The 21,587-nt window shown below is 66.3% G+C and carries 21 protein-coding genes and 2 tRNA genes; 11 read left to right on the top strand and 12 right to left on the bottom strand.

The window, feature by feature from the left end:
- Nucleotides 1–37: 37 nt before the first annotated feature.
- From EX20_RS06795 to ssuD, 3 genes are read right to left on the bottom strand one after another with little or no spacing between them, the layout of a single operon-like run.
- Nucleotides 38–1,003 carry an ATP-binding cassette domain-containing protein gene (locus EX20_RS06795; protein ID WP_034193046.1) on the bottom strand — a complete coding sequence of 322 codons (966 nt, stop codon included), beginning with the start codon at nt 1,001–1,003 and terminating at the stop codon, nt 38–40.
- A complete protein-coding gene (ssuC, locus tag EX20_RS06790) occupies nt 1,000–1,809 on the bottom strand; it encodes an aliphatic sulfonate ABC transporter permease SsuC (RefSeq protein ID WP_034193045.1) in 810 nt (269 codons plus the stop codon). The genes EX20_RS06795 and ssuC overlap by 4 nt, the downstream gene beginning before the upstream one ends.
- A gap of 16 nt (nt 1,810–1,825) precedes the next feature.
- The gene (gene ssuD / locus EX20_RS06785; protein WP_034193044.1) at nt 1,826–2,983 is read right to left on the bottom strand and encodes an FMNH2-dependent alkanesulfonate monooxygenase; all 1,158 of its coding nucleotides are present in this window, start codon (nt 2,981–2,983) and stop codon (nt 1,826–1,828) included.
- A 341-nt stretch (nt 2,984–3,324) separates the two neighbouring features.
- Between ssuD and EX20_RS06780 the strand changes: the two genes are divergently transcribed.
- Nucleotides 3,325–3,753, top strand: a complete 429-nt coding sequence (locus tag EX20_RS06780; protein ID WP_014722967.1) for a hypothetical protein — start codon at nt 3,325–3,327, stop codon at nt 3,751–3,753.
- 119 nt (nt 3,754–3,872) lie between these two features.
- Here the strand turns inward: EX20_RS06780 and EX20_RS06775 are convergent, their stop codons facing one another.
- From EX20_RS06775 to EX20_RS06765, 3 genes are read right to left on the bottom strand one after another with little or no spacing between them, the layout of a single operon-like run.
- Nucleotides 3,873–5,033, bottom strand: coding sequence for an enoyl-CoA hydratase/isomerase family protein (locus EX20_RS06775; protein WP_034193043.1), 1,161 nt, complete (start codon nt 5,031–5,033; stop codon nt 3,873–3,875).
- Between the two features lie 31 nt (nt 5,034–5,064).
- Complete coding sequence (locus tag EX20_RS06770; RefSeq protein ID WP_371464602.1) at nt 5,065–5,397, bottom strand: DMT family transporter; 333 nt, start codon at nt 5,395–5,397, stop codon at nt 5,065–5,067.
- Between the two features lie 9 nt (nt 5,398–5,406).
- A complete protein-coding gene (locus EX20_RS06765) occupies nt 5,407–5,904 on the bottom strand; it encodes a heme-degrading domain-containing protein (protein ID WP_011884678.1) in 498 nt (165 codons plus the stop codon).
- 213 nt (nt 5,905–6,117) lie between these two features.
- Between EX20_RS06765 and EX20_RS06760 the strand changes: the two genes are divergently transcribed.
- From EX20_RS06760 to EX20_RS06730, 7 genes are all read left to right on the top strand, one after another.
- Nucleotides 6,118–6,194 (top strand) — tRNA-Met (locus EX20_RS06760).
- Between the two features lie 160 nt (nt 6,195–6,354).
- Nucleotides 6,355–6,900 carry an NUDIX hydrolase gene (locus EX20_RS06755; RefSeq protein WP_011884676.1) on the top strand — a complete coding sequence of 182 codons (546 nt, stop codon included), beginning with the start codon at nt 6,355–6,357 and terminating at the stop codon, nt 6,898–6,900.
- An 11-nt stretch (nt 6,901–6,911) separates the two neighbouring features.
- On the top strand, nt 6,912–7,676 hold the full coding sequence (aat, locus tag EX20_RS06750; RefSeq protein WP_034193042.1) for a leucyl/phenylalanyl-tRNA--protein transferase: 765 nt from the start codon (nt 6,912–6,914) through the stop codon (nt 7,674–7,676).
- A 33-nt stretch (nt 7,677–7,709) separates the two neighbouring features.
- On the top strand, nt 7,710–8,540 hold the full coding sequence (locus tag EX20_RS06745; RefSeq protein ID WP_011884672.1) for an arginyltransferase: 831 nt from the start codon (nt 7,710–7,712) through the stop codon (nt 8,538–8,540).
- 139 nt (nt 8,541–8,679) lie between these two features.
- Nucleotides 8,680–9,717 carry a quinone-dependent dihydroorotate dehydrogenase gene (locus tag EX20_RS06740; RefSeq protein ID WP_034193041.1) on the top strand — a complete coding sequence of 346 codons (1,038 nt, stop codon included), beginning with the start codon at nt 8,680–8,682 and terminating at the stop codon, nt 9,715–9,717.
- Between the two features lie 99 nt (nt 9,718–9,816).
- The gene (locus tag EX20_RS06735; protein ID WP_011884668.1) at nt 9,817–10,611 is read left to right on the top strand and encodes a cystine ABC transporter substrate-binding protein; all 795 of its coding nucleotides are present in this window, start codon (nt 9,817–9,819) and stop codon (nt 10,609–10,611) included.
- A gap of 122 nt (nt 10,612–10,733) precedes the next feature.
- The gene (locus tag EX20_RS06730) at nt 10,734–11,426 is read left to right on the top strand and encodes an amino acid ABC transporter permease (RefSeq protein ID WP_034193040.1); all 693 of its coding nucleotides are present in this window, start codon (nt 10,734–10,736) and stop codon (nt 11,424–11,426) included.
- Between the two features lie 46 nt (nt 11,427–11,472).
- On the opposite strand, the gene EX20_RS06725 is transcribed toward EX20_RS06730, so the two are convergent.
- The 6 genes from EX20_RS06725 to rnr all read right to left on the bottom strand — a co-directional run bounded on the left by EX20_RS06725 (nt 11,473) and on the right by rnr (nt 18,676).
- Complete coding sequence (locus EX20_RS06725; RefSeq protein WP_034193173.1) at nt 11,473–12,459, bottom strand: Gfo/Idh/MocA family protein; 987 nt, start codon at nt 12,457–12,459, stop codon at nt 11,473–11,475.
- A gap of 97 nt (nt 12,460–12,556) precedes the next feature.
- Nucleotides 12,557–13,273 carry a FadR/GntR family transcriptional regulator gene (locus EX20_RS06720; protein ID WP_011884662.1) on the bottom strand — a complete coding sequence of 239 codons (717 nt, stop codon included), beginning with the start codon at nt 13,271–13,273 and terminating at the stop codon, nt 12,557–12,559.
- Nucleotides 13,274–13,555: 282 nt separating this feature from the next.
- Nucleotides 13,556–14,248 carry a ribose-5-phosphate isomerase RpiA gene (rpiA, locus tag EX20_RS06715; protein WP_011884660.1) on the bottom strand — a complete coding sequence of 231 codons (693 nt, stop codon included), beginning with the start codon at nt 14,246–14,248 and terminating at the stop codon, nt 13,556–13,558.
- 89 nt (nt 14,249–14,337) lie between these two features.
- On the bottom strand, nt 14,338–15,168 hold the full coding sequence (locus EX20_RS06710) for an N-acetylmuramoyl-L-alanine amidase (RefSeq protein WP_046427142.1): 831 nt from the start codon (nt 15,166–15,168) through the stop codon (nt 14,338–14,340).
- A gap of 131 nt (nt 15,169–15,299) precedes the next feature.
- On the bottom strand, nt 15,300–16,043 hold the full coding sequence (rlmB, locus tag EX20_RS06705) for a 23S rRNA (guanosine(2251)-2'-O)-methyltransferase RlmB (protein ID WP_011884657.1): 744 nt from the start codon (nt 16,041–16,043) through the stop codon (nt 15,300–15,302).
- A gap of 149 nt (nt 16,044–16,192) precedes the next feature.
- Entirely contained in the window at nt 16,193–18,676 is a 2,484-nt protein-coding gene (rnr, locus tag EX20_RS06700) for a ribonuclease R (RefSeq protein ID WP_011884656.1), read from the bottom strand.
- A 249-nt stretch (nt 18,677–18,925) separates the two neighbouring features.
- On the opposite strand from rnr, the gene EX20_RS06695 reads away from it, so the two are divergent.
- The 3 genes from EX20_RS06695 (at nt 18,926) to EX20_RS31740 (ending at nt 21,568) form a co-directional block, all read left to right on the top strand.
- Nucleotides 18,926–19,012: transfer RNA gene (locus EX20_RS06695), tRNA-Leu, on the top strand.
- A gap of 164 nt (nt 19,013–19,176) precedes the next feature.
- A complete protein-coding gene (locus tag EX20_RS06690) occupies nt 19,177–20,463 on the top strand; it encodes a tyrosine-type recombinase/integrase (RefSeq protein WP_034193039.1) in 1,287 nt (428 codons plus the stop codon).
- 347 nt (nt 20,464–20,810) lie between these two features.
- Nucleotides 20,811–21,568 (top strand): IS5 family transposase gene (locus tag EX20_RS31740; protein ID WP_139164717.1). Its coding sequence is split into 2 segments (ribosomal slippage): nt 20,811–21,126 and nt 21,126–21,568, totalling 759 coding nucleotides; the frame shifts between segments, so codons are not numbered across the junction.
- Nucleotides 21,569–21,587: the final 19 nt, after the last annotated feature.

The raw sequence follows: 21,587 nt of genomic DNA, 5'->3' as shown, positions 1-21,587 counted from the left end.
GAAAAGTCCAGGGACGGGCGGCCGCAGCCGCCCGCGTTTAAACGGCCCAGCGAATCTGCGCGGCCGGTCGTACGTAATCGTCGTCGCGTGCCGCATGCGGATCGGCGCCGCCCGGCCCGCCGGCGAGCACGCGTTGCAGCACGCGGTCCTCGAGCGCCGCGAACGCCGCCGAGGCGCGCGCACGCGGCCGCTCGAGCGGCACGGGCTGATCGAGCGCGACGCGCCCCTGCTCGATCAGCAGGATCCGGTCGCCGAGCGCGACGGCTTCCTGCACGTCGTGCGTGACGAGCAGCGCGGTGAACCGGTGCTCGCGCCACAAGCGCTCGATCAGCGCATGCATTTCGATGCGGGTGAGCGCGTCGAGCGCGCCGAGCGGCTCGTCGAGCAGCAGCAACTGCGGCCGGTGCACGAGCGCACGGGCCAGCGCGACGCGTTGCCGCTGGCCGCCCGACAGCTGGGCCGGCCAGTCGTTCGCGCGCTCCAGCAGTCCGACTTCGTCGAGCACCGCACGCGCCCGCTCGCGCGCCTCTCGGCCGCGGCCGAGGCCAAGCATCACGTTCTGCAGCACGGTCTTCCACGGCAGCAGGCGCGCGTCCTGGTACATGATCCGCGTGTCGAGCGCGCCGCCGCCGTCGCCGTGCGTCGCGAGCGTGCCGCTGCTCGGCGCGTCGAGCCCCGCGACGAGACGCAGCAGCGTCGATTTCCCGCAGCCGCTGCGACCGACGATCGCCACGAAGCTGCCGCGCGCGATGCCGAGTTCGACGTCATCGAGCACGGTGCGCGCACCGAACCGCTTGCTGACGCCCGACAGCGTCACCGCATCGTCCCGTGACGGATTGCCCGCGCGGCGCGGCGCGAGCGGGACCACCGATGCGCGGCCGTCCCGCTCGGCGAGCGCCGCGTCGCGCGCGTCATCGTCGGTCACGCGCGCGTGTGCCAGCTCGGCCTCGAGGTCTGCGCCGGCGAGCGCGCCGTAGGCCGCCGCCGAAGTCGTCGCATTCATGCCTTTGCTCCGGGTTGATAAGCGGGGTGCCAGCGCAGCGTCACGCGCTCGATCCATTTCGCGAGCACGTCGGCCAGCTTGCCGAGCACCGCGTACAGCAGGATGCCGACCACCACCACATCGGTTTGCAGGAATTCGCGCGCGTTCATCGTCATGTAGCCGATGCCCGATTGCGCGGAGATCGTTTCCGCGACGATCAGCATCACCCACATCAGCCCGAGCGCGAAGCGCACGCCCACGAGGATCGACGGCAATGCGCCGGGCAGGATCACGTCGCGATACAGCGCGAAGCCGCGCACGCCGTAGCTCTTCGCCATCTCGATCAGGTTCGCGTCGACCGAGCGGATCCCGTGATACGTGTTGATGTAGATCGGGAAGAACACGCCGAGCGCGACGAGGAACAGCTTCGCCTTCTCGTCAATGCCGAACCACAGGATCACGAGCGGAATCATCGCGAGCGCCGGGATGTTGCGGATCATCTGGATCGTCGAATCGAGCGCGACCTCCGCCGCCTTCGACAGACCGGTCGCGAGGCCGAGCGCCAGGCCGACGCCGCCGCCGATCGCGAAGCCGAACAGCGCGCGCCACGTGCTGACCTTGACGTTCGCCCACATTTCGCCCGACGTCACGAGCGACCATGCGGCGCGCACCACCGCCACCGGTTCGGGCAGCACGCGGGTCGACAGCCAGCCGGCGCGCGCGCCGATCTCCCACCCGGCCAACAGCGCGAGCGGCACGAGCCACGGCGCGACGCCGCGCCACGCGCGGGCGGCGACGGCGGCGGTCACGGAGATTTTCGTTGTCATCGCCAGCCTCCTTCGTTCAGCTCTGGCTCGCCTTCGGCAGATAGTTGTTGCCGACGATCTCGCCGAACGGCCCGGACAGCGGACCGGACGCCCGCTGCGCGCCGCCGCTCTTGATCAGCGGGAACACGAGTTCCGCGAAACGGTACGACTCCTCGAGATGCGGATAGCCGGACAGGATGAACGTCTCGATGCCGAGATCCGCGTATTCGCGCATGCGTTCCGCGACCTGCTGCGGATTGCCGACGAGCGCCGTTCCCGCGCCGCCGCGCACGAGGCCGACGCCGGCCCACAGGTTCGGATACACCTCGAGCGTGTCGCGGCCGCCGCGCTTGCCGCCGTGCAGCGCAGCCATCCGGCGTTGCCCTTCCGAATCCATGTTCGCGAACGCCTGCTGCGCGCGGGCGATCGTCTCGTCGTCGAGACGGCTGATCAGGCGCTCCGCGTCGCGCCACGCTTCGTCCTCGGTCTCGCGCACGATCACGTGCAGGCGGATGCCGAACTTGATCTTGCGGCCGCGCGCGTCGGCGCGGGCGCGGATGTCGGCGATCTTCTTCGCGACGGCCTCGGGTGGTTCGCCCCAGGTGAGATAGGTGTCGATGTGGTCGGCTGCGATCGCATGCGCGGCCGGCGACGAGCCACCGAACCACAGCGGCGGATGCGGCCGTTGCACGGGCGGATACAGCGCCTTGCCGCCCTTCGACTGCAGATGCTTGCCGATATAGTCGAAGCCGCCGTTGTCGTGGGACGCGGTGAGCAGCCCACGCCAGATGTTCAGGAAGTCGTCGGTGATTTCGTAGCGCGTGTCGTGATCGGCGAACAGGCCGTCGCCTTCGAGCTCGGCGGAGTCGCCGCCCGTCACGACGTTGATCAGCAGCCGGCCGCCCGACAGCCGGTCGAACGTCGCGGCCATCCGCGCCGACAGCCCCGGCGACGCGATGCCGGGACGGATCGCGACGAGGAACTTCAGACGCTGCGTCGCGGGGATCAGGCTCGACGCGACGACCCACGCATCCTCGCAGGAACGGCCCGTGGGCAGCAGCACGCCTTCGTAGCCGAGCGTATCGGCGGCGACGGCGATCTGCTTGAAATAGTCGTAGTCCGCTGCGCGCGCGCCTTCGGTCGTGCCGAGGTATCGGCTGTCGCCGTGCGTGGGAATAAACCAGAAAACGTTCATCTGCTGCTCCTGCTTGACTGTTCGTGCCGGAATTCGGACAAAACGCGCCCCTGCATGCATCGCGATTACGCGGCGCATGCATGGTGTGCATTCAAATCGGGATGGCTCGCCGGCCTGATCGTGCCGCTCGCGAGAGCGCCACTGCCCGGCTGATTCCGGGAAATCAGTCTATGGATCGCTACAGGGCTTAGGAACGATTTTTTTGAGCTTAGGTTTTCCGCTTTCGTGATTAGCACGACGCTGCAGCGAATATCGCGTCGACCGGCCCCTATAATGACGGATCTCTCCGAACAACTTCGCGCGCCCGGCTTGCGTCGTGCACGCCTGCAATGCACTCATCGATGCAGAAACTGATCCTGCCGTTCCTGTCCGGCTTCCTGGCCGCCCTGTTCTTCCGCGAAGCGACGCTCGCGCTGCTGCATACGGCCGATCTGATCGCCGCCGCCGGCTTCTCGACGCAACCGTTCGCGCCGCTCGGTATTCCTGAATTCGTCGCGAACGCGCTGATCAGCGCGTGCTGTGCGGTGCCGATGGCGTGGCTGCTGCGCGTGTCGCCGGATCGCGAAGCACCGTGGATCGGCGCACTGGTATTCGGCGGCATCGTGTTGACCGCGGCGCGCGTGTTCGCGATCGATCCGCTGCGCGGCATCTGGCCGTCGGGCAACATGATGCCCGTGCTCGCAGCCGGTTTCGCGACCAACGCGGTGTGGGGATTCGGCGCGCTCGTGTTCATGCGCGCGTTCATGTCGGACGACGCCGGCGACGAGTAAGCGCGCCCGTCCGCAGCGCGGACGGCGTTGCGGCCGAACCGCTATCCGCAAAGCAAAGAGGCCGCGTGCATCTGCACGCGGCCTCTTTTGTTTTTGAAGCGATCGCGTGACGCTCGCGATCAGTCCTCGAGGTCGCGCAGCGGATGGGTGTCGGGCGGCCACGGGCTGTCGAACATCGCGACGACGTCCCCGCGATCGAGCGCGTCGATCGACTTGAAGCGCCACGCCGGCTGGTGGTCCTTGTCGACGATCAAGGCCCTGACGCCTTCGATCACGTCGCCGTGCGCGAACGTCGAGCGCGTGAGGTCGAGGTCGCGCCGCAGGCAATCGGCCATCGTCGCATCGCGCGCGCGCTCGACGACCTCGAGCGACACGGCCATCGACAGCGGCGACAACTGGCTGCGCATCGCATCGGCGGCCTGCGCGACCCATCCGTCGACGGCCGCGCCGTCGCGCGCCGCGTCGAGCGACGCGAGGATCGCGCCGAGGTCGGGCTGCGCGAAATGGCGGTCGATGCCGGCGCGCGCGGCGGCGAGCGCCGACGTATCGGGCGTCGGCACGACGCGGTGCGCCGCGGCCGCGTCGATCACGCATTGCACTGCGTGCGCGCCGCTGTCGAGGCGCGCGCTGCGCAGCGTATCGAGCAGCGCAGGCAGCGCCGCATCGGGCAGATAGACGTCGGCGAGCTGCGCGTACAACGCGCCGGCCGCATCGAGCGTCGCGCCCGTCACCGCGAGGTAGCGGCCGATCGCGCCGGGCGTGCGCGCGAGAAACCAGCTCATGCCGACGTCCGGGAACAGGCCGATGCGCGTCTCGGGCATCGCCATCTTGGTCGAATCGGTCACGACCCGCAGGCCGCCGGTATGGCGCGCGGCCTGCGAGATGCCCATGCCGCCGCCCATCACGACGCCGTGCATCAGCGCGATATACGGTTTCGGATACGTGAAGATCGTATGGTTGAGCGTGTATTCGTCGATGAAGAACGTGTCGATCGCATCGCGCTCGCCGCGTTGCCATGCGTCGTGGAAGAAGCGCACGTCGCCGCCCGCGCAAAATGCGCGCGGATGCGGGCTGTGCACGACGACGGCGACCACGTCGGGATCGGCGCGCCACGCGTCGAGCGCCTGCTGCATCAGGCGGATCATCCCGACCGACAGCGCATTGAGCGCCTTCGGGCGGTTCAGTTCGAGATAGCCGATGCGGTTCGCGACGTACGCGCGCACATCGGGCTGAGGCGTGTCCGCGCCAGCGGGCCCGGAACGGGAAGTGGAATCGGTCATGTGAGTCATCCGGCGTATCGCGGGCGCACGCTCAGTGCGCCTGCATCTTCGAGAACAGGTTCAGTACCACGACGCCCGAGACGATCAGCCCGAGGCCGATCACCGCCGGTACGTCGGGCACCTGGCGATACAGCAGCATCGCGACGAGCGTGATCAGCACGATGCCGGCGCCGGACCACACCGCGTAGATGATGCCGACGGGCATCGTGCGCAACGTGAGCGACAGGCAGTAGAACGCGATCCCGTAGCCGGCGACGACCAGCGCCGACGGCCAGAAGCGCGTGAAGCCGTCGGCCGCGCGCAGCGCGGATGTGCCGACCACTTCCGCGACGATCGCGATCGCGAGCCATGCGTAACCGGGCAGTTGCATCGGTCAGCTCCTTTCGAGTGCCAGCACCGCATAGTCGTGTCCGAGTTCGGCGCACAGCGCTTCGACGACGAACTCGTGATCCGCGCGCTGCGGCAACCCCGATGCGGTGATCGAGCCGATCACGCCGGCCCCGGCGACGGTCAGCGGAAACGAGCCGCCGTGCGGCGAATATTCGGAGATCGGCAGCCCGTGCTTGTCCGCGAGCGTTGCGCCGGCCTGCTGCATGCGCAGGCCGATCGCATACGAGCTGCGGCGAAAATGCGCGACCACGTTGCGCTTGCGGCGCACCCAGTCCGCGTTGTCGGGCGTCGCGCCCGCAAGCGCCGCAAAGAACAGCGGCTGGCCGAACGTCGCGATGTCGATCGCGATCGCATGGCCGCGTGCCGTCGCGAGCGCATGCATGCGGTTGCCGAGCGCCCATGCGCGCGCGGGGTCGAATTGGGGAAACACGAGCGCCTGTTCCTGCGCGCCGATCGATTGCAGATCGTGAGCGATGTCCATGAATCCGTCGAGGCAGTAGTGAGGGTTGCAACGGCGACGATGCGAGATGCGCACGGCCGCGCTGCGGCATGAATGACACGAGCAAACCGAGCGATTCTAGCGCACGCGCCCGAACCTCGGCCCTGCATGGCCGGCGACGCGACGTGCGGCACGATTGTCAGAAAGTGCTTGCATGCATTTGTGGAAGTCCATATAATTCAATTCTTCGACGGACGCGGGGTGGAGCAGTCTGGCAGCTCGTCGGGCTCATAACCCGAAGGTCGTAGGTTCAAATCCTACCCCCGCAACCAACGTCCCGATTCATGAAAAAAGCCCGGCTCTGCGCCGGGCTTTTTGTTTTTCCGCGTCCGGTTGCTTGCATCGTTCGTCGCGCGCCGCGCGCACGCGCCGGCGTTCGAGAATGCGCGGCCCCGGTGATACACTCGCATCACCTCGTCCCTTCCACTCGACATGAAATTCTGCTCCGTCTGCGGCCACGAAGTCATCGCGCGCATTCCTCAGGGTGACAACCGCGAGCGCTTCGTTTGCGATCACTGCGGCACGATCCATTACCAGAATCCGCGCAACGTGGTCGGCACGGTGCCGGTCTGGGGCGATCAGGTGCTGCTGTGCCGCCGCGCGATCGAACCGCGCTACGGGTTCTGGACGCTGCCCGCGGGCTTCATGGAAATGGGCGAGACGACGGCCGAGGCCGCCGCACGCGAAACGCTCGAGGAAGCCGGCGCGCGCGTCGAGATACAGAACCTGTTCACGCTGCTCAACGTGCCGCACGTGCATCAGGTCCACCTGTTCTATCTGGCGCGGCTCATCGATCCCGACTACGAGGCCGGCGAGGAAAGCCTCGAAGTGAAGCTGTTCGACGAAGCCGACATCCCGTGGGACGAGATCGCGTTCCCGACCGTCAGCCAGACGCTGCGCTTCTTCTTCGCCGATCGCGCCGCCGGCGACTACGGTGTGCATACCGGCGATATCTTCCGCTCGCTGCGCACCGGCTGAGCCCGCGCCCCATGGTCCCCTGGCTCGACCCGGACGATCCGTTTCCGCCCGTCGAACGCGCGCTCGGGCCCGCGACCGGCGCGCCGGGGCTGCTCGCCGCGAGCGCCGACCTGCTGCCGTCGCGGCTGATCGACGCTTACCTGCGCGGCATCTTCCCGTGGTACTCGGACGGCCAGCCGGTGCTGTGGTGGAGCCCCGATCCGCGGATGATTCTCGCGCCGGCGGAATTCAAGGTGTCGCCGTCGCTGCGCAAGACGCTCAAGCGCGTGCTGCGCGACGCCGCATGGGAAGTGCGCGTCGATCACGATTTTGCCGGCGTGATGCGCGCCTGCGCGCAGGCGCCGCGCCGCGGCCAACGCGGCACGTGGATCACCGCGGAGATCATCGACGCGTACACGTCGCTCCACCGCTCGGGCAACGCGCACAGCATCGAGACGTGGCACGACGGCCGGCGGGTGGGCGGCCTCTACGGCGTCGCGTTCGGACGGATGTTCTTCGGCGAATCGATGTACGCGGATGCCACCGACGCATCGAAAATCGCGCTGGCGACGCTGGTCGCGCACCTTCGCGACCAGGGGCTGGAAATGATAGACTGCCAGCAGAATACGTCGCATCTAGCGTCGCTCGGCGGCCGCGAGATCGCACGCAAGGCCTTTGTCGCTCACGTGCGCCGCGCGGCGGCCGAACCGCCGATTCCGTGGCAGTTCGACAAGCGCGCGCTCGCCGCGCTGACGGGCCCCGCCGGAGCGGCGGCCCCTCGTGGGATCGAGCGCTAGCGCGGCACTCCTTCCCTGCATCGAGAGCTGCCCATGACTCACCCGACTGAGCTGCCGCTTTCACCGCTTTCGGCGTTGCAATTCTATGCAACGGCGCCTTATCCGTGCAGCTATCTGGACGGTCGCATCGCGCGCTCGCAAGTCGCGACGCCGAGCCACCTGATCAACTCCGACATCTATACCGAACTCGTGAAGGCCGGCTTTCGCCGCTCGGGCGTGTTCACCTATCGGCCGTACTGCGACGGCTGTCGCGCGTGCGTGCCGGTGCGCGTACCGGTGCGCGCGTTCACGCCGTCGCGCACGCAGCGCCGGATGTGGAAGCGGCATCGCGCGCTGGTGGCGACGGTCTCGCCGCTGCACTACGACGAAGAGCACTACGCGCTCTACATGCGCTACCAGTCGGCGCGTCATGCGGGCGGCGGCATGGACCGCGACAGCCGCGACCAGTACGAGCAGTTCCTGCTGCAAAGCCGGATCAACTCGCGGCTCGTCGAATTCCGCGACCTCGACGCGTCGGGCGGCGAGCCCGGCAAGCTGCGCATGGTCAGCATGATCGACATCCTCGGCGACGGGCTGTCGTCGGTCTACACGTTCTTCGAGCCGGACGACGCGCACACGAGCTACGGCACCTACAACATCCTGTGGCAGATCGAGCAGGCGCGAAGCCTCGGGCTGCCGTACGTGTATCTCGGCTACTGGATCCGCGAAAGCCCGAAGATGGCGTACAAGGCGAACTTCCATCCGCTCGAAGGCTTGCTCGACGGACGCTGGAAGACGCTCGATCCGGCCCGCGTCGACCTGCCGCCGGTCGACGCCGCGCTCGCCCGCGCGCCGCTGCCGGGCGGGCATTCCGGCGCGGGCTGAGGACGGCGCGCGCTCGCGCGCCTTCACTCTCCCCTTCGCCCGCGCAACGGAGACGCCTACGAAGCGAAGCGCGCCCTTGCCGCGCAACTCCCGGTAAAATAGCGGGTTGTCATCCATTTCGGCCGTCCGCCCAATTCCCGTGTTCAGTTCCCTCTACCCGCTGGCCCGCGCATCCCTGTTCAAGATGGATGCGGAAGACGCTCATCACCTCACGCTGCGCGCGCTCGGCGCGGCTGGCCGCACGGGCCTCGCGTGCGCGCTGTCGGCCCGTGTGCCCGATGCGCCGCGCACCGTGATGGGGCTCACGTTCCGCAACCCGGTCGGCCTCGCGGCGGGCCTCGACAAGGACGGCGCGGCCATCGACGGCCTCGCCGCGCTCGGCTTCGGCTTCATCGAGGTCGGCACGGTCACGCCGCGGCCGCAGCCGGGCAATCCGCGCCCGCGCATGTTCCGGCTGCCGCAGGCCGACGCGCTGATCAACCGGATGGGCTTCAACAACCACGGCGTCGACCAGTTCGTGAAGAACGTCCAGGCGGCCCGCTATCGCGGCGTGCTGGGTCTGAACATCGGCAAGAACGCCGACACGCCGATCGAGCGCGCGGCCGACGACTACCTGTACTGCCTCGAACGCGTGTATCCGTTCGCGAGCTACGTGACGATCAACATCTCGTCGCCAAACACGAAGAACCTGCGCCAGCTGCAAGGCGCCGGCGAGCTCGACGCGCTGCTCGCCGCACTGAAGGACAAGCAGCAGCGGCTGGCCGACCTGCACGGCAAGCTGGTGCCGCTCGCGCTGAAGATCGCCCCCGATCTCGACGACGAGCAGGTCAAGGAAATCGCCGACACGCTGCTGCGCCACAAGATCGAAGCGGTCATCGCCACCAACACGACGCTGTCGCGCGCAGCCGTGCAAGGGCTGCCGCACGCGGACGAAGCCGGCGGGCTGTCGGGCCGGCCGGTCTTCGACGCCTCGAACGAAGTGATCCGCAAGCTGCACGCCGAACTCGGCAGCGCGGTGCCGATCATCGGCGTCGGCGGCATCTTCTCCGGCGACGACGCCCGCACGAAGCTCGCCGCCGGCGCGTCGCTGGTCCAGCTGTATACCGGCTTCATCTATCGCGGCCCGGCGCTCGTCGCCGAATGCGTGAAGGCAATCGCCGCCGAGCGCGCCGCGTAATATAGCCATAATCAAACGATATTTAGTAGCCGATTGCATTCTTGCTATGATCGGCGTCACTGTCCGAATCACGCCCGCTGGGGCAAGGAAGCTCACACGATGAAAATTTCGCTGCTGAAGAAGCTGCTGGTCGCCGGCCTGGTCGGCACGTCGTTCGCTGCTGCCACCGCGCACGCGGCCGACCTCCTCGACGAGGTCAAGCAACGCGGCACGCTGCGCGTCGGCCTCGAAGGCACGTTCCCCCCGTTCAACTCGAAGAGCCCGCAGGGCGAGCTCGTCGGCTTCGACGTCGACATCGCGAAGGCCGTCGCCGCGAAGCTCGGCGTGAAGGCCGAGTTCGTGACGACCGAATGGAGCGGGATCATCGCGGGCCTGCAGGCCGGCAAGTTCGACGTGATCGCCAACCAGGTCGGCATCACCGACAAGCGCAAGGAAACGCTCGACTTCTCGCCGGCATATACGTACTCGTCCGCGCAGCTGATCCAGCGCAAGGACGACACGCGCCAGTTCAAGTCGCTCGAGGATCTGAAGGGCAAGAAGCTCGGCGTCGCGCTCGGCACGAACTACATGGACATGGCGAAGTCGGTGCCCGGCATCGACGTGAAGACGTACCCGGGCGCGCCCGAGTATCTGCGCGACCTGGCGGCCGGCCGTCTCGACGCGGCGCTGAACGACCGTCTGATGCTCGCGTATCTGACGAAGAACTCGCAGCTGCCGCTGCGCCCGGGCGCGAACGTCGGCTCGGCGAACCCGTCGGGCATCCCGTTCAAGAAGGGCAACCCGAAGTTCCAGAAGGCGATCGACGACGCGATGACGCAACTCGAAGCCGACGGCACGTTCACGAAGATCTCGGACAAGTGGTTCGGCATCGACGTGACGAAGCCCGTCAAGTAAGCACGCCTCTGTTTCCCGCCTGACGGCGGGCTGGAATGGGCGGCATCCGAAACGATGCCGCCCTTTGTTTTATTCGTCCGGTTTATGATTGCGCTTTCGCGCACGCACTCGATTCGCCATCCATGTCGACAACGTCCCTGCTCGTCCAATCGCTGCCGGTGCTCGCCCAGGGCGCCGTGCTGACCGTCAAGTTCGCCGTGCTGTCGATGGTGTTCGGCCTGTTCGGCGCGGTCGTGCTCGCGATGATGGGCATCCGGCAAAGCGAAGCGCTCGAAGGCTTCGAACGGATCTGGGTCAACGCGCTCGCATGGCTCGCTCGCGGCTACGTGAGCCTGATGCGCGGCACGCCGCTGCTCGTGCAGATCTTCGTCATCTATTACGGGCTGCCGAGCCTCGGCATCTCGCTCGATCCGACGCCGGCCGGCGTCATCGCGCTGTCGGCGAACGTCGCGGCGTACATGTCGGAAAGCATGCGCGGCGCCATCAACGGGATCGCGCGCGGCCAGTGGCTGGCCGCCTACAGCCTCGGGCTGTCGTGGTCGCAGACGCTGCGCTACGTGATCGGTCCGCAGGCGCTGCGCATCGCGGTGCCGAGCCTGTCGAACAGCCTGATCAGCCTGATCAAGGACACGTCGCTCGTGTCGGTGATCACCGTCACCGAACTCCTGCGCAGCGCGCAGGAAGTGATCGCGGCGACCTATCAGCCGCTGCCGTTGTATCTGGCCGCCGCGGCCGTGTACTGGGTGCTGTGCCAGATCCTCGAATGGGTCCAGCGCTGGTACGAGAAGCGCCTGTCGCTGCCCGGCCGGCACTGAACGCCGCGCTGCGCTTCGCGGCCGGCGCGGCCAGCCTGCTCTCTCCCTACTCGCCCGAATAGCGCACGCCGAGCGCCGCGCGTGCCGCATCGGTCATCGCGATCATCTGCCGCGAATGGTCGTGCGTCATGATCGGGCTCTCGAGCGCGCCCGCGCGCAGCAATTCGCAGAAATGCGCGGTTTCGTAATTGAGGCCGCCGCCTTCGACCGGCGCATCGAGTTCGACGGTACGGCCGTCCGCGTAGCGGATCGTCGCGCGCGCCGGGTTCCACCACTTCTCGTGAATCGTCACGTGCCCGCCGGCCGCCGCCAGCAACGCGTCGCCGCGCCCCATCACGTCCAGCCCGCAAAAGAGCTGCGCGATGCCACCGTTCGCGTGGCGGCTGTTCAGGCTCGCGAATACGTCGACACCGGTCGCACCGACGCGGCCGAGCGTCTGCACGTCGTGCACCGCGCCGAGCCAGTCGACCGCGAGAAACGCTTCGTAGATGCCGATGTCCAGCAACGCGCCGCCTGCGCGGTCGAGCCGATAGACGGAATGCTCGGCCGGCACCGTCGATGACGCGCAGCCCGCGCGCACGAGCCGGATCTCGCCGATCGGGTCGTCATCGAGATGCGCGCGCAATCGTCGGTACAACGGAAAGAACGGCGGCTTCATCGCCTCCATGAAAAGCCGCCCCGCCACGCGTGCCGCGTCGAGCACGGCATCGAGCTGCGCTGCGTTCAGCGTCGCGGGTTTTTCGCACAGCACGGCCTTGCCGGCCGCGAGCGCGGCCTGCGCGTACTGCGCATGGCTGTCGTGGAGTGTCGCGATGTAGACGGCGTCGATATCGCTTGCCAGCAGTGCATCGAGGCTCGCGGCCGGCGTGCCGCCGCAGCTGTTGCAGAACGCGATGGCGGCGTCGGCGCGGCGCGCCCACACACCGCTGAGTACGGCGCCGGGCACGTGCGAGAGGCTTTGCGCGAAACGGTGGGCGATGCTGCCTGCGCCGACGATGCCGAAGCGCACCGGGCGGTCGTTCAAGTCGTTCATCGGATCTTCCGTGGCGGTCGTATGACGGTGGCCGGCGCACAGCCGGCCGGCCGTCATGATACGCGCACCGGCTCGCCGATGAACGACCCGTGCAGCGTCACGCCCGCACCGGCACGTCGACGGAGAAGTCGCGCGAGATCTCGTCGGCGCTGAAGTCGATCAGCGCGAGCGAGGCGGCCTCGGCCTCGCGCGGATCGCGTCGTTCGATCGCGTCGACGACGCGCGCATGGGCCTTCACCGCGATGTCGTGCGCACCTTCCTTCTGCACGACGCGCGGATTCACGAGCCGCACCGCGCCTCGCACGATCGCCGCCATCTGCTGGAAGAACTGGTTGCCGCTCGCCTGGACGATGCGCGTATGCAGCAGCTCGTCCGCGGTGTCGTAGTTCGGGTCGCCCGGCTGCAGCACCTTGAACGCCTCGAATGCCTCGCGAATCCCGGCGATGTCGACCGCCGTCGCGCGCACGGCCGCCTGGGCGGTGGCGCGCGGCTCGATCAGCATGCGGAATTCGATCACGTCGCGCATGAACTGCGGGTCGGGCTTCGCACGAAACCGCCAGCTCACGACGTCTTCATCGATCATCCGCCAATCGCGCATCGGCCGAACCCGCGTGCCGACTTTGGGACGCACGTCGAGCATGTCGCGCGCCAGCAACATCGACAATGCTTCGCGCATGACCGTGCGGCTGACGTCGAACTCTTTCGACAACACATCCTGCGGCGGCAAAATGCCGCCGTACTTGTCCTCGACGATACCCGCGACAAGTCCATCCATCACTTTAGCGACCAGTGACCGGTCTTTGCCCTGCTCCATGACACCTCCCCGTGCGTCTATTTGCGAATAACTGCTCCGCAGTTCCGCCGGCCCTGGTTACGACTGTTCTTATGATCTATAAGTTGATGAGTTCGGAGATATTTCGCTATCTGGTAAACACCTGACAGGGTTATCCCTCTTTTATATGGAGTGATTTATAAGGCCTCAAAAAAAGCCCGGGAAGCGCTCTGCGCTTGCCGGGCGGGCCATTGAACAATATTTAAACATGCAGTCCGTTACGACTCGTGATGCAACTACGGACTGCTTCTCATTCAGAAACGATTAAGCGGGGTAAATAATCGTTTCAACGCCGTTTTCCGTGCCGAGCAGGCACAGATTCGCGCCGCGCTCGGCAAACAGGCCGACCGTCACGACGCCCGGCCACGCGTTGACCTTCGCCTCGAATGCGCGCGGCTCCGCGATCTGCAGCCCTTTGACGTCGATGATCTCGTTGCCGTTGTCGGTGATGTACGGCGCGCCGTCCTTCGTCACGCGCAGCACCGGCACCCCGCCGAGCGCGGCGACGCGCCGGCCGATCGCCGTGCGCGCCATCGGCACGACTTCGATCGGCAGCGGGAAGGCGCCGAGCACCGGCACGCGCTTGCTGCCGTCGGCGATGCAGACGAACGTATCGGCCACCGACGCGACGATCTTCTCGCGCGTCAGCGCACCGCCGCCGCCCTTGATCATCGCGCCGCTCGCGTCGATCTCGTCGGCGCCGTCGACGTACACCTGCAGCGCGTCGATCTCGTTCAGATCGAACACCTTGATGCCGTGCGATTTGAGCCGCTCGGTCGTCGCGACGGAGCTCGATACGGCGCCGCGATAGCGCGACTTGACGGCCGCGAGCGCATCGATGAAGCAGTTGGCGGTCGAGCCGGTGCCGACGCCGATCACCGCGCCTTCGGGCACGTTCTGGATCACATAATCGGCGGCCGCCTGGCCGACCAGGCGTTTGAGTTCGTCTTGAGTCATGGTGGAAATGCTGCGGGATGGCGAAAAGGCGCCAGTTTACCGGACTCGGACCACGGCCCACGCTTTTTCGGCGCGGGAGGTGCCGGCGATCAAGGTGCGCCGGGTGCCGTCGCGTCGCCGCCAGCCGGCGTGCCGGGGAAATACTTGTCGAGCAGCGCCTGCGCGATCGCGTCGGTGCCCGCATCCGGATTGCCGTCGTAGTCGGACGGCCGGAAGTGCATCTGAAACGCCGCGAACACGCGCCGCGAGCGCTCATCGAGCACGCCATCGGTCGGGACGTCGTAACCGTAGCGCGCGAGCTTCAACTGCAGCTCGCGCACGTCGACGAGCGCATGCGGATCGCGCGTACCGAGCCGCGCGGCGACGGTCGCATCGTCGGGCCACGCGCCGACGCCGGCCTGCGCGAGCGCATGCCACGGAAAGAGCGGGCCCGGATCGATCTTGCGCTGCGGCGCGATGTCGCTGTGGCCGACCACGCGCGTCGGCGGGATGCCGTAGCGCGCGACGATGTCCTTCGAGAGCCGGATCAGCGCATCGACCTGCTCCGGCGTGTACGGTTGCCAGCTGCGGTGCTGCGGATCGAGCGGCCCGCGGTTCACGTTCTCGATGCCGATCGACACCGCATTGAGCTCGGTCGTGCCCTGCCATGCGCTGACGCCCGCATGCCACGCGCGTTTCGATTCCGGAACGAGCTGGTACACGACGGGCTCACCGCGTTCGATGCGCGGTTGCGGCGGCACCACATAGTGCACGCTGACCGAGTCGCCCGTCAGCGTGCGCAACGCTCGCACTTCGTCGCTTTCGGTGTAATGCATCACGAGGAAGCGGATGCGCGAATCGGCGCCGCGCGCGTGCAGGCTCGTGTCCGCGTAGTAGCTGCCGCGCTCGACCAACGAAGGCGACGCGCAGCCGGCCAGCATGCCGGCGATCGCGCACGACGCACCGATGCGCAACAGGAACCTGGTTCGCAGTGCGTCGAGCACGCGCCGCGCGCGATCGCGGCACGCGTGGTTCGGGTGAAGCGGCTTGCCCATACGCAACGCCGGGCGCGTCAGCCCTTCACGCGCCGCTGCCGTACCGCTTCGTACAGGCATACGCCGCTCGCGACCGACACGTTCAGGCTTTCGACGCTGCCGGCCATCGGGATGCTCATCACGTCGTCGCACGTGTCGCGCGTGAGCCGGCGCATGCCTTCGCCTTCCGCGCCCATCACGATCGCCACGGGGCCGTCGAGCTTCGTGTCGTACAGCGTGCCCGACGCTTCGTCGGCGGTGCCGATGATCCACACGCCCGCGTCCTTCAGCTCGCGCAGCGCGCGGGCGAGGTTGGTGACGGTGATGTACGGCACGGTGTCGGCCGCGCCGCTCGCGACCTTCGCGGCCGTCGCGTTCAGGCCGACGGCGCGGTCACGCGGCGCGATCACCGCATGGGCGCCCGCCGCGTCGGCGACGCGCAGGCACGCGCCGAGGTTGTGCGGATCGGTGACGCCGTCGAGCACCAGCAGCAGCGCCGGGCCCTGGATGCCGTCGAGCAGCTCGGACAGGTTCTGCGCGAGCGGAACGTCCTCGACGCGCGCGACGACGCCTTGATGGCGCTCGGTATGCGCGAGCCCCCACAGACGCGTTTCGTCGGCCGCGATCAGCCGCACGCCCGCTTCCTTCGCGGCGTGCAGGAACTCCTGCATGCGGCGATCGCGGCGCGTCTGGTCGTACAACACCTCCGCAACCGTCGACGCATCGTGCCGCATACGTGCGGTCACCGCATGGAAACCGTAAAGAACCTTCAGACGTGACATGACTGGAACAACCTTCGATCAAACGTGCGGCCGCGCAACGCGCGCGGCCGCAACCATGGAAAAGGAAAGCGCCGCGTGGCCGGCCGGCGGCCGGTGCAACGCGGCGTCTGTCGATACGGCGAGGGCGGCGCCGGCGCCGCCCCGTACGCTCAATACTTCTTGCGCGGGTGCGCCTTCTTGGCGGGCGTCTTCGCCGCCGCACCGCCCTTCTTCTTCGCGGCGCGCGCGGCACGTGCCTCCTTCACCGCGGCAGTCGGCGCGCTCGCCGCCTGCTTGCGGCGCGGCGCGGCTTCGTCCGCGGCCGGCAGCATGCGCAAGCGCGGGCCGCCGCGATCGCTGCCGTTGGCATTGGCGTTGCCATTGCCGCCCGCAGCGGGCGCCTGCGGCGCCGGACGCGGCGCCTTCACCGGCGTGTCGCGCACGAGGCGGAAGTCGATCTTGCGCGCGTCGAGATCGACGCGGCTCACCTGCACGCGCACGCGATCCGACAAGCGATAGCGGATGCCCGTGCGCTCGCCGCGCAGTTCGTTCTTGATCTCGTCGTACTGGAAATAGTCCGAGCCGAGCTCCGTGACGTGCACGAGCCCTTCGATGAACAGCGTGTCGAGCTGCACGAAGATGCCGAACGACGTGACGCCGTTCACCATCCCGCCGTACTCCTCGCCGAGCTTGTCGCGCATGAAGTAGCACTTGAGCCACGCTTCGACGTCGCGCGACGCTTCGTCGGCGCGCCGCTCGTTCGCCGAGCAGTGCAGACCGAGCTCTTCCCAGATCGCCGTGTTCGGGCGCGAGCGGCCGCGCGTTTCGTCGTCGGCCTGCTGCATCGCGCGCGCGCGGGGCGACAGCGCGGTGTTTAGCTCGAAGCCTTCCGGCGCCTTCGGCGTGTACTTCTTGCCCGACAGGATCGCGTAGATCGCGCGGTGCGTGAGCAGATCGGGATAGCGGCGAATCGGGCTCGTGAAGTGCGCGTACGCCTCATAGGCGAGACCGAAGTGGCCGATGTTGTCCGGGCTGTACACGGCCTGCTGCATCGAGCGCAGCAGCATCGGCTGCAGCATCTGCGCGTCGGGCCGGTCGCGGATCTGCGCCATCAGCGCCGCATAGTCGCTCGCGTGCGGCTTCTCGCCGCCGCCGAGCGTCAGGCCCATGCCGCGCAGGAACGCGCGCAGGTTCTCGAGCTTCTCGGGCGTCGGGCCCGCATGGACGCGGTACAGGCCCGCATGCTTGTTGCGCTTCAGGAAATCGGCCGCGCAGACGTTCGCGGCCAGCATGCATTCCTCGATCAGTTTGTGCGCGTCGTTGCGCTGGCGCGGCACGATCTGCTCGATCTTGCCCTGCGAATTGCAGACGATGTACGTCTCGGTCGTGTCGAAGTCGATCGCGCCGCGCTTCTGACGCGCGGCGAACAGCGCCTTGTACACGCCGTACAGATCCTGCAGGTGCGGCAGGAGATCCGCGCGGCGCGCGGCTTCCGGCCCCTTCGTGTTCGACAGCACGGCAGCGACTTCGGTGTACGTGAGCCGCGCGGCCGAGTGGATGACGGCCGGATAGAACTGGTACGCCTTGATCTCGCCGCGCGCGGTGATCACCATGTCGCACGCGAGCACGCAGCGGTCGACCTGCGGATTCAGCGAGCACAGGCCGTTCGACAGCTTCTCCGGCAGCATCGGAATCACGCGGCGCGGGAAGTACACCGACGTGCTGCGCTCCAGCGCGTCGGCGTCGAGGCCGTTGCCGGGCTGCACGTAGTGCGAAACGTCGGCAATCGCGACGATCAGCCGGAAGCCGTCGCCGCGGCCGACCTTGGTGGGCTCGCAGTAGACGGCATCGTCGAAGTCGCGCGCGTCCTCGCCGTCGATCGTCACGAGCGGCACGTCGCGCAAATCGACGCGGAAGCGCAGATCGGCCGGCCGTACCTTGTCGGGCAGCGCGGCGGCTTCGTCGAGCGCCGGCTGGCTGAATTCGTGCGGCACGCCGTACTTGCGCACCGCGATCTCGATTTCCATCCCCGGATCGTCGATGTCGCCGAGCACTTCGACGACGCGGCCGAGCGGCTGCGAATGGCGGCTCGGGAAGTCGGTCAGCTCGACGACGACCACCTGCCCGACCTTCGCCTTCTTCACGTTCTGCGTGATCAGGATGTCGTGACCGATGCGCTTGTCTTCCGGTGCGACGATCAGCGCGCCGTTCTCGTTGAGCAGCCGGCCGATCACGCGCTTGTTCGCGCGCTCGGTCACTTCGACGACGTGACCTTCCGGGCGGCCACGGCGATCGTAGCCGACGATGCGCGCGAGCACGCGATCGTTGTGCATCACCTTCTGCATTTCGCCGTTGGGCAGGAACAGGTCGTCCTGACCGTCGTCGCGGATCACGAAGCCGTAGCCGTCGCGATGCCCCTGCACGCGGCCGGCGACGAAGTTCGATGGGTGGGTGAGCTGATAGTGCCCGCGCTTGTCGAGGCGGATCTGGCCGTCGCGTTCCATCGCGGCGACACGCCGGAAGAACCCCTCGCGCTCCTGGCGCTTGATCGACAGCGCCTCGGCGATGTCGTTGGCGGCCAGCGGCGCGTCGCTCGTGCGCAGCACGCCCAGAATTTCTTCACGGCTCGGAATGGGGTACGGGTATTTGCTCAAGGGCTTGTCGATGGTTGTTCTCGTTGCGTTGACTGATGGTGCACGGCATCAACATAGAAGTGTCCGTCAGACAGTTCTATAGTGACGGCGGCGAGTCATTCTATCACCCGCCCGTGTCGCGAAATGACCCGAATGCCGCATGCATGCGCCGCCGCGCGCCGTTCACGGTGCATCGCAAAAAAGTGTTGACACGAATAATTGGGGCGCTATAATTTCGCTTCTTTGCAGCAAGCAGCTACTGCAAAACGTGCCCAGGTGGCGGAATTGGTAGACGCACTAGGTTCAGGTCCTAGCGGTGGCAACATCGTGGAGGTTCGAGTCCTCTCCTGGGCACCATAAAGCTGTTTAGAGTCGTACAAAGCAGTCCAGCAGAACCCCGCAAAGCCTTATCGCAGCGGGGTTTTGTGTTTTTTAGGGTCCATCGTTGTTTAGCTGAAGCGTGTGTCGAAGTAGTACACTGGACAGTACATCGAAAGTTCGAGCTGACTGGATGTACTACCATGCTTCTGACTGCCCGACAGGTCCAACTGGCTAAGCCCGCCAGCCGTGACTACACCATGAAGGACGGCCGCGGCCTGTTCCTCTTTGTGCCCACCGACGGCCCCAAATGCTGGCACTTCCGGTATAGCTTCGCCGGGAAACAGCGGCGCATCTCGTTCGGCACCTACCCCGCGCTTTCCCTTCAGGACGCCCGTGAACTTACGTCTACAGCCCGGACGCAACTCGCTCACGGCACGGACCCCGGCCACCATCGGCGCACCGCCAGAAAACTCTCGAAAGAAACTGAGGAGAAGCTTTTCCGTTCGGCCGCCGAGCGATGGTACAAGCGCAAAGAGGTTGCTGGTCGGGCCAGCTCAACGCTTGACAAGATGCGCACGTACCTTGACAAGGACATCCTGCCCGAGATCGGGTCGATGATGCTCCAGGACATCACCCGCGCAGACTGCGCCCGCGTCCAGGAGCGCTTCGAGAAACGGGATGCCCTGAACGTGTCGAAGAAAGCCCGCGGTTGGCTACGCGAGATCTTCAGCCAGGCCATCGCAGAAGGACGCTGTGAATTCAATCCGGCCTCCGAACTCAGGACCATCGCCAAAGCGGCCCCAAAGTCCAAACCGTACCCTCACCTTCTCGAACCCGAACTGCCCGACTTCCTCCGAGCGCTAGATAAATCAACGAGTCGGCTTATCGCCTATACCGCTGCACGGATGACGATCTGGACGGCCAGCCGGCCCGGCATGGTGCGCTACGCCGAATGGACCGAGGTAGACCTGGACAGCGCCCTGTGGACGATATCGGCCCAAAAGATGAAGATGCGGCGTCTGTATGTCGCGCCGCTGCCGTCACAACTCGTCAGCGCGCTGCGCGAACTCAGGAAGCTGACCGGGCGCCACCGTTATCTTTTTCCTGGCATCGGAACGAAAAACGAGGTCATCAGCGAAAACACGATCAATCTCGTATTCTCGAAAATCGGCTACAAGGGCCGTATGGTCGGCCACGGCACCCGCCATACGGCGAGTACCCTCCTTCGCGATCACGGCTGGCAAAAAGACCACGTCGAGACGCAGTTGTCGCATCTTGAGGCCGGCATCGCAGGCGACTATAACCACGCAAAATATCTTCGGCAACGTCGCGCGATGATGCAGTGGTATGCGGATTATCTCGACGCGTTGGGAATCGGGATGTCTCCTGTCCAGCAGGCAAGCTTCGCCCGCCGGGTCAATGCACGGCATCCTCACTTGGCACCGGCTCCGCAGCAACGCAACGAAACTGACGAAATAACCGCCTGAAGCATCGGTCGCCGCGTACCCGATTGGTGTCGCTCAACCTTGCTGAGCCCGCCGCTACTGTCGATTACAAGGGAAACACGCGGAAACGAATCGTTGCCTCCCCTGACGTTCTCGTTGTCCGATGCATCAGTCTGGCGTGTCGAAGTCGCCATACAGAAGTGCATGTTCTACGGCCAGTTGAAATACGCCGTAGCGAGCTTGGTCGACAACGTGGCGCAATGTCGGATGCCGTCTAGTCAGTACCAAAAACTCGCCGTCCGAACGTCCGTCGAGCAAAAAAGGATAATCCGGGTCGGCCTTACCTAGGGCCTGTTCACACTAATTTTGTTTGACCGTATACTTCGGTGATGGAAATCACCGAAGCCCAATATCAGCGTATCGAGCATTGCCTGCCACGACAGCGCGGTAATGTCAGCCTGACGAATCTGCAGGTACTGAATGCAATCCTCTACGTCGCCGAGCACGGCTGCAAATGGCGCGGACTGCCCAAGCGATTCGGTCGCTGGCACACGATCTACACCCGAATGAACCGCTGGTCCAGAAGTGGCGTGCTGGATCGGGTCTTTACGGAATTGCAGCGTGAGCAGATCGTTCGCGTCAGGGTTGAAGCGGTCTCGCTGGATAGTACGGTGGTAAAGGTTCATCCTGATGGTACCGGCGCATTAAAAAAAACGGACCACAGTCGATTGGAAAATCCCGTGGCGGATGGACTACCAAGATTCATATGGTTGCCGCGGATGCTCGAACAGCCATAACGTTCGCGCTGTCGCCCGGCCAGGCAGGCGACGCGCCGGAAGGGCGCGCCCTGCTGCAAAGCTTGGGACCGACCAATCGGCCACTGCACCTCATAATGGATAAGGCGTATGAGGGTGACGAAACAAGGCAACTCGCGCTCGACCTGGGTTTCATTCCCGTCGTACCGCCCAAAAGCAATCGCCTTGAGCCATGGGAATATGATCGGGAAATGTATAAACGCAGGAATGAAGTTGAGCGCCTGTTTCGCCGCCTCAAAGGCTTCCGTCGCATCTTTTCCCGGTTCGAAAAACTGGACACGATGTTCCTCGCCTTCATCAATTTCGCGCTCATCGTAGATGGGCTCAGATAGTGTGAACAGGCCCTAGCGT

This window comes from Burkholderia sp. WP42, from assembly GCF_000745665.1.
Classification (GTDB): Bacteria; Pseudomonadota; Gammaproteobacteria; order Burkholderiales; family Burkholderiaceae; genus Burkholderia; species Burkholderia vietnamiensis.
The sequence above is the reverse complement of the archived record's forward strand: the minus strand, read 5'-3'. Positions and strand labels throughout refer to the sequence as shown.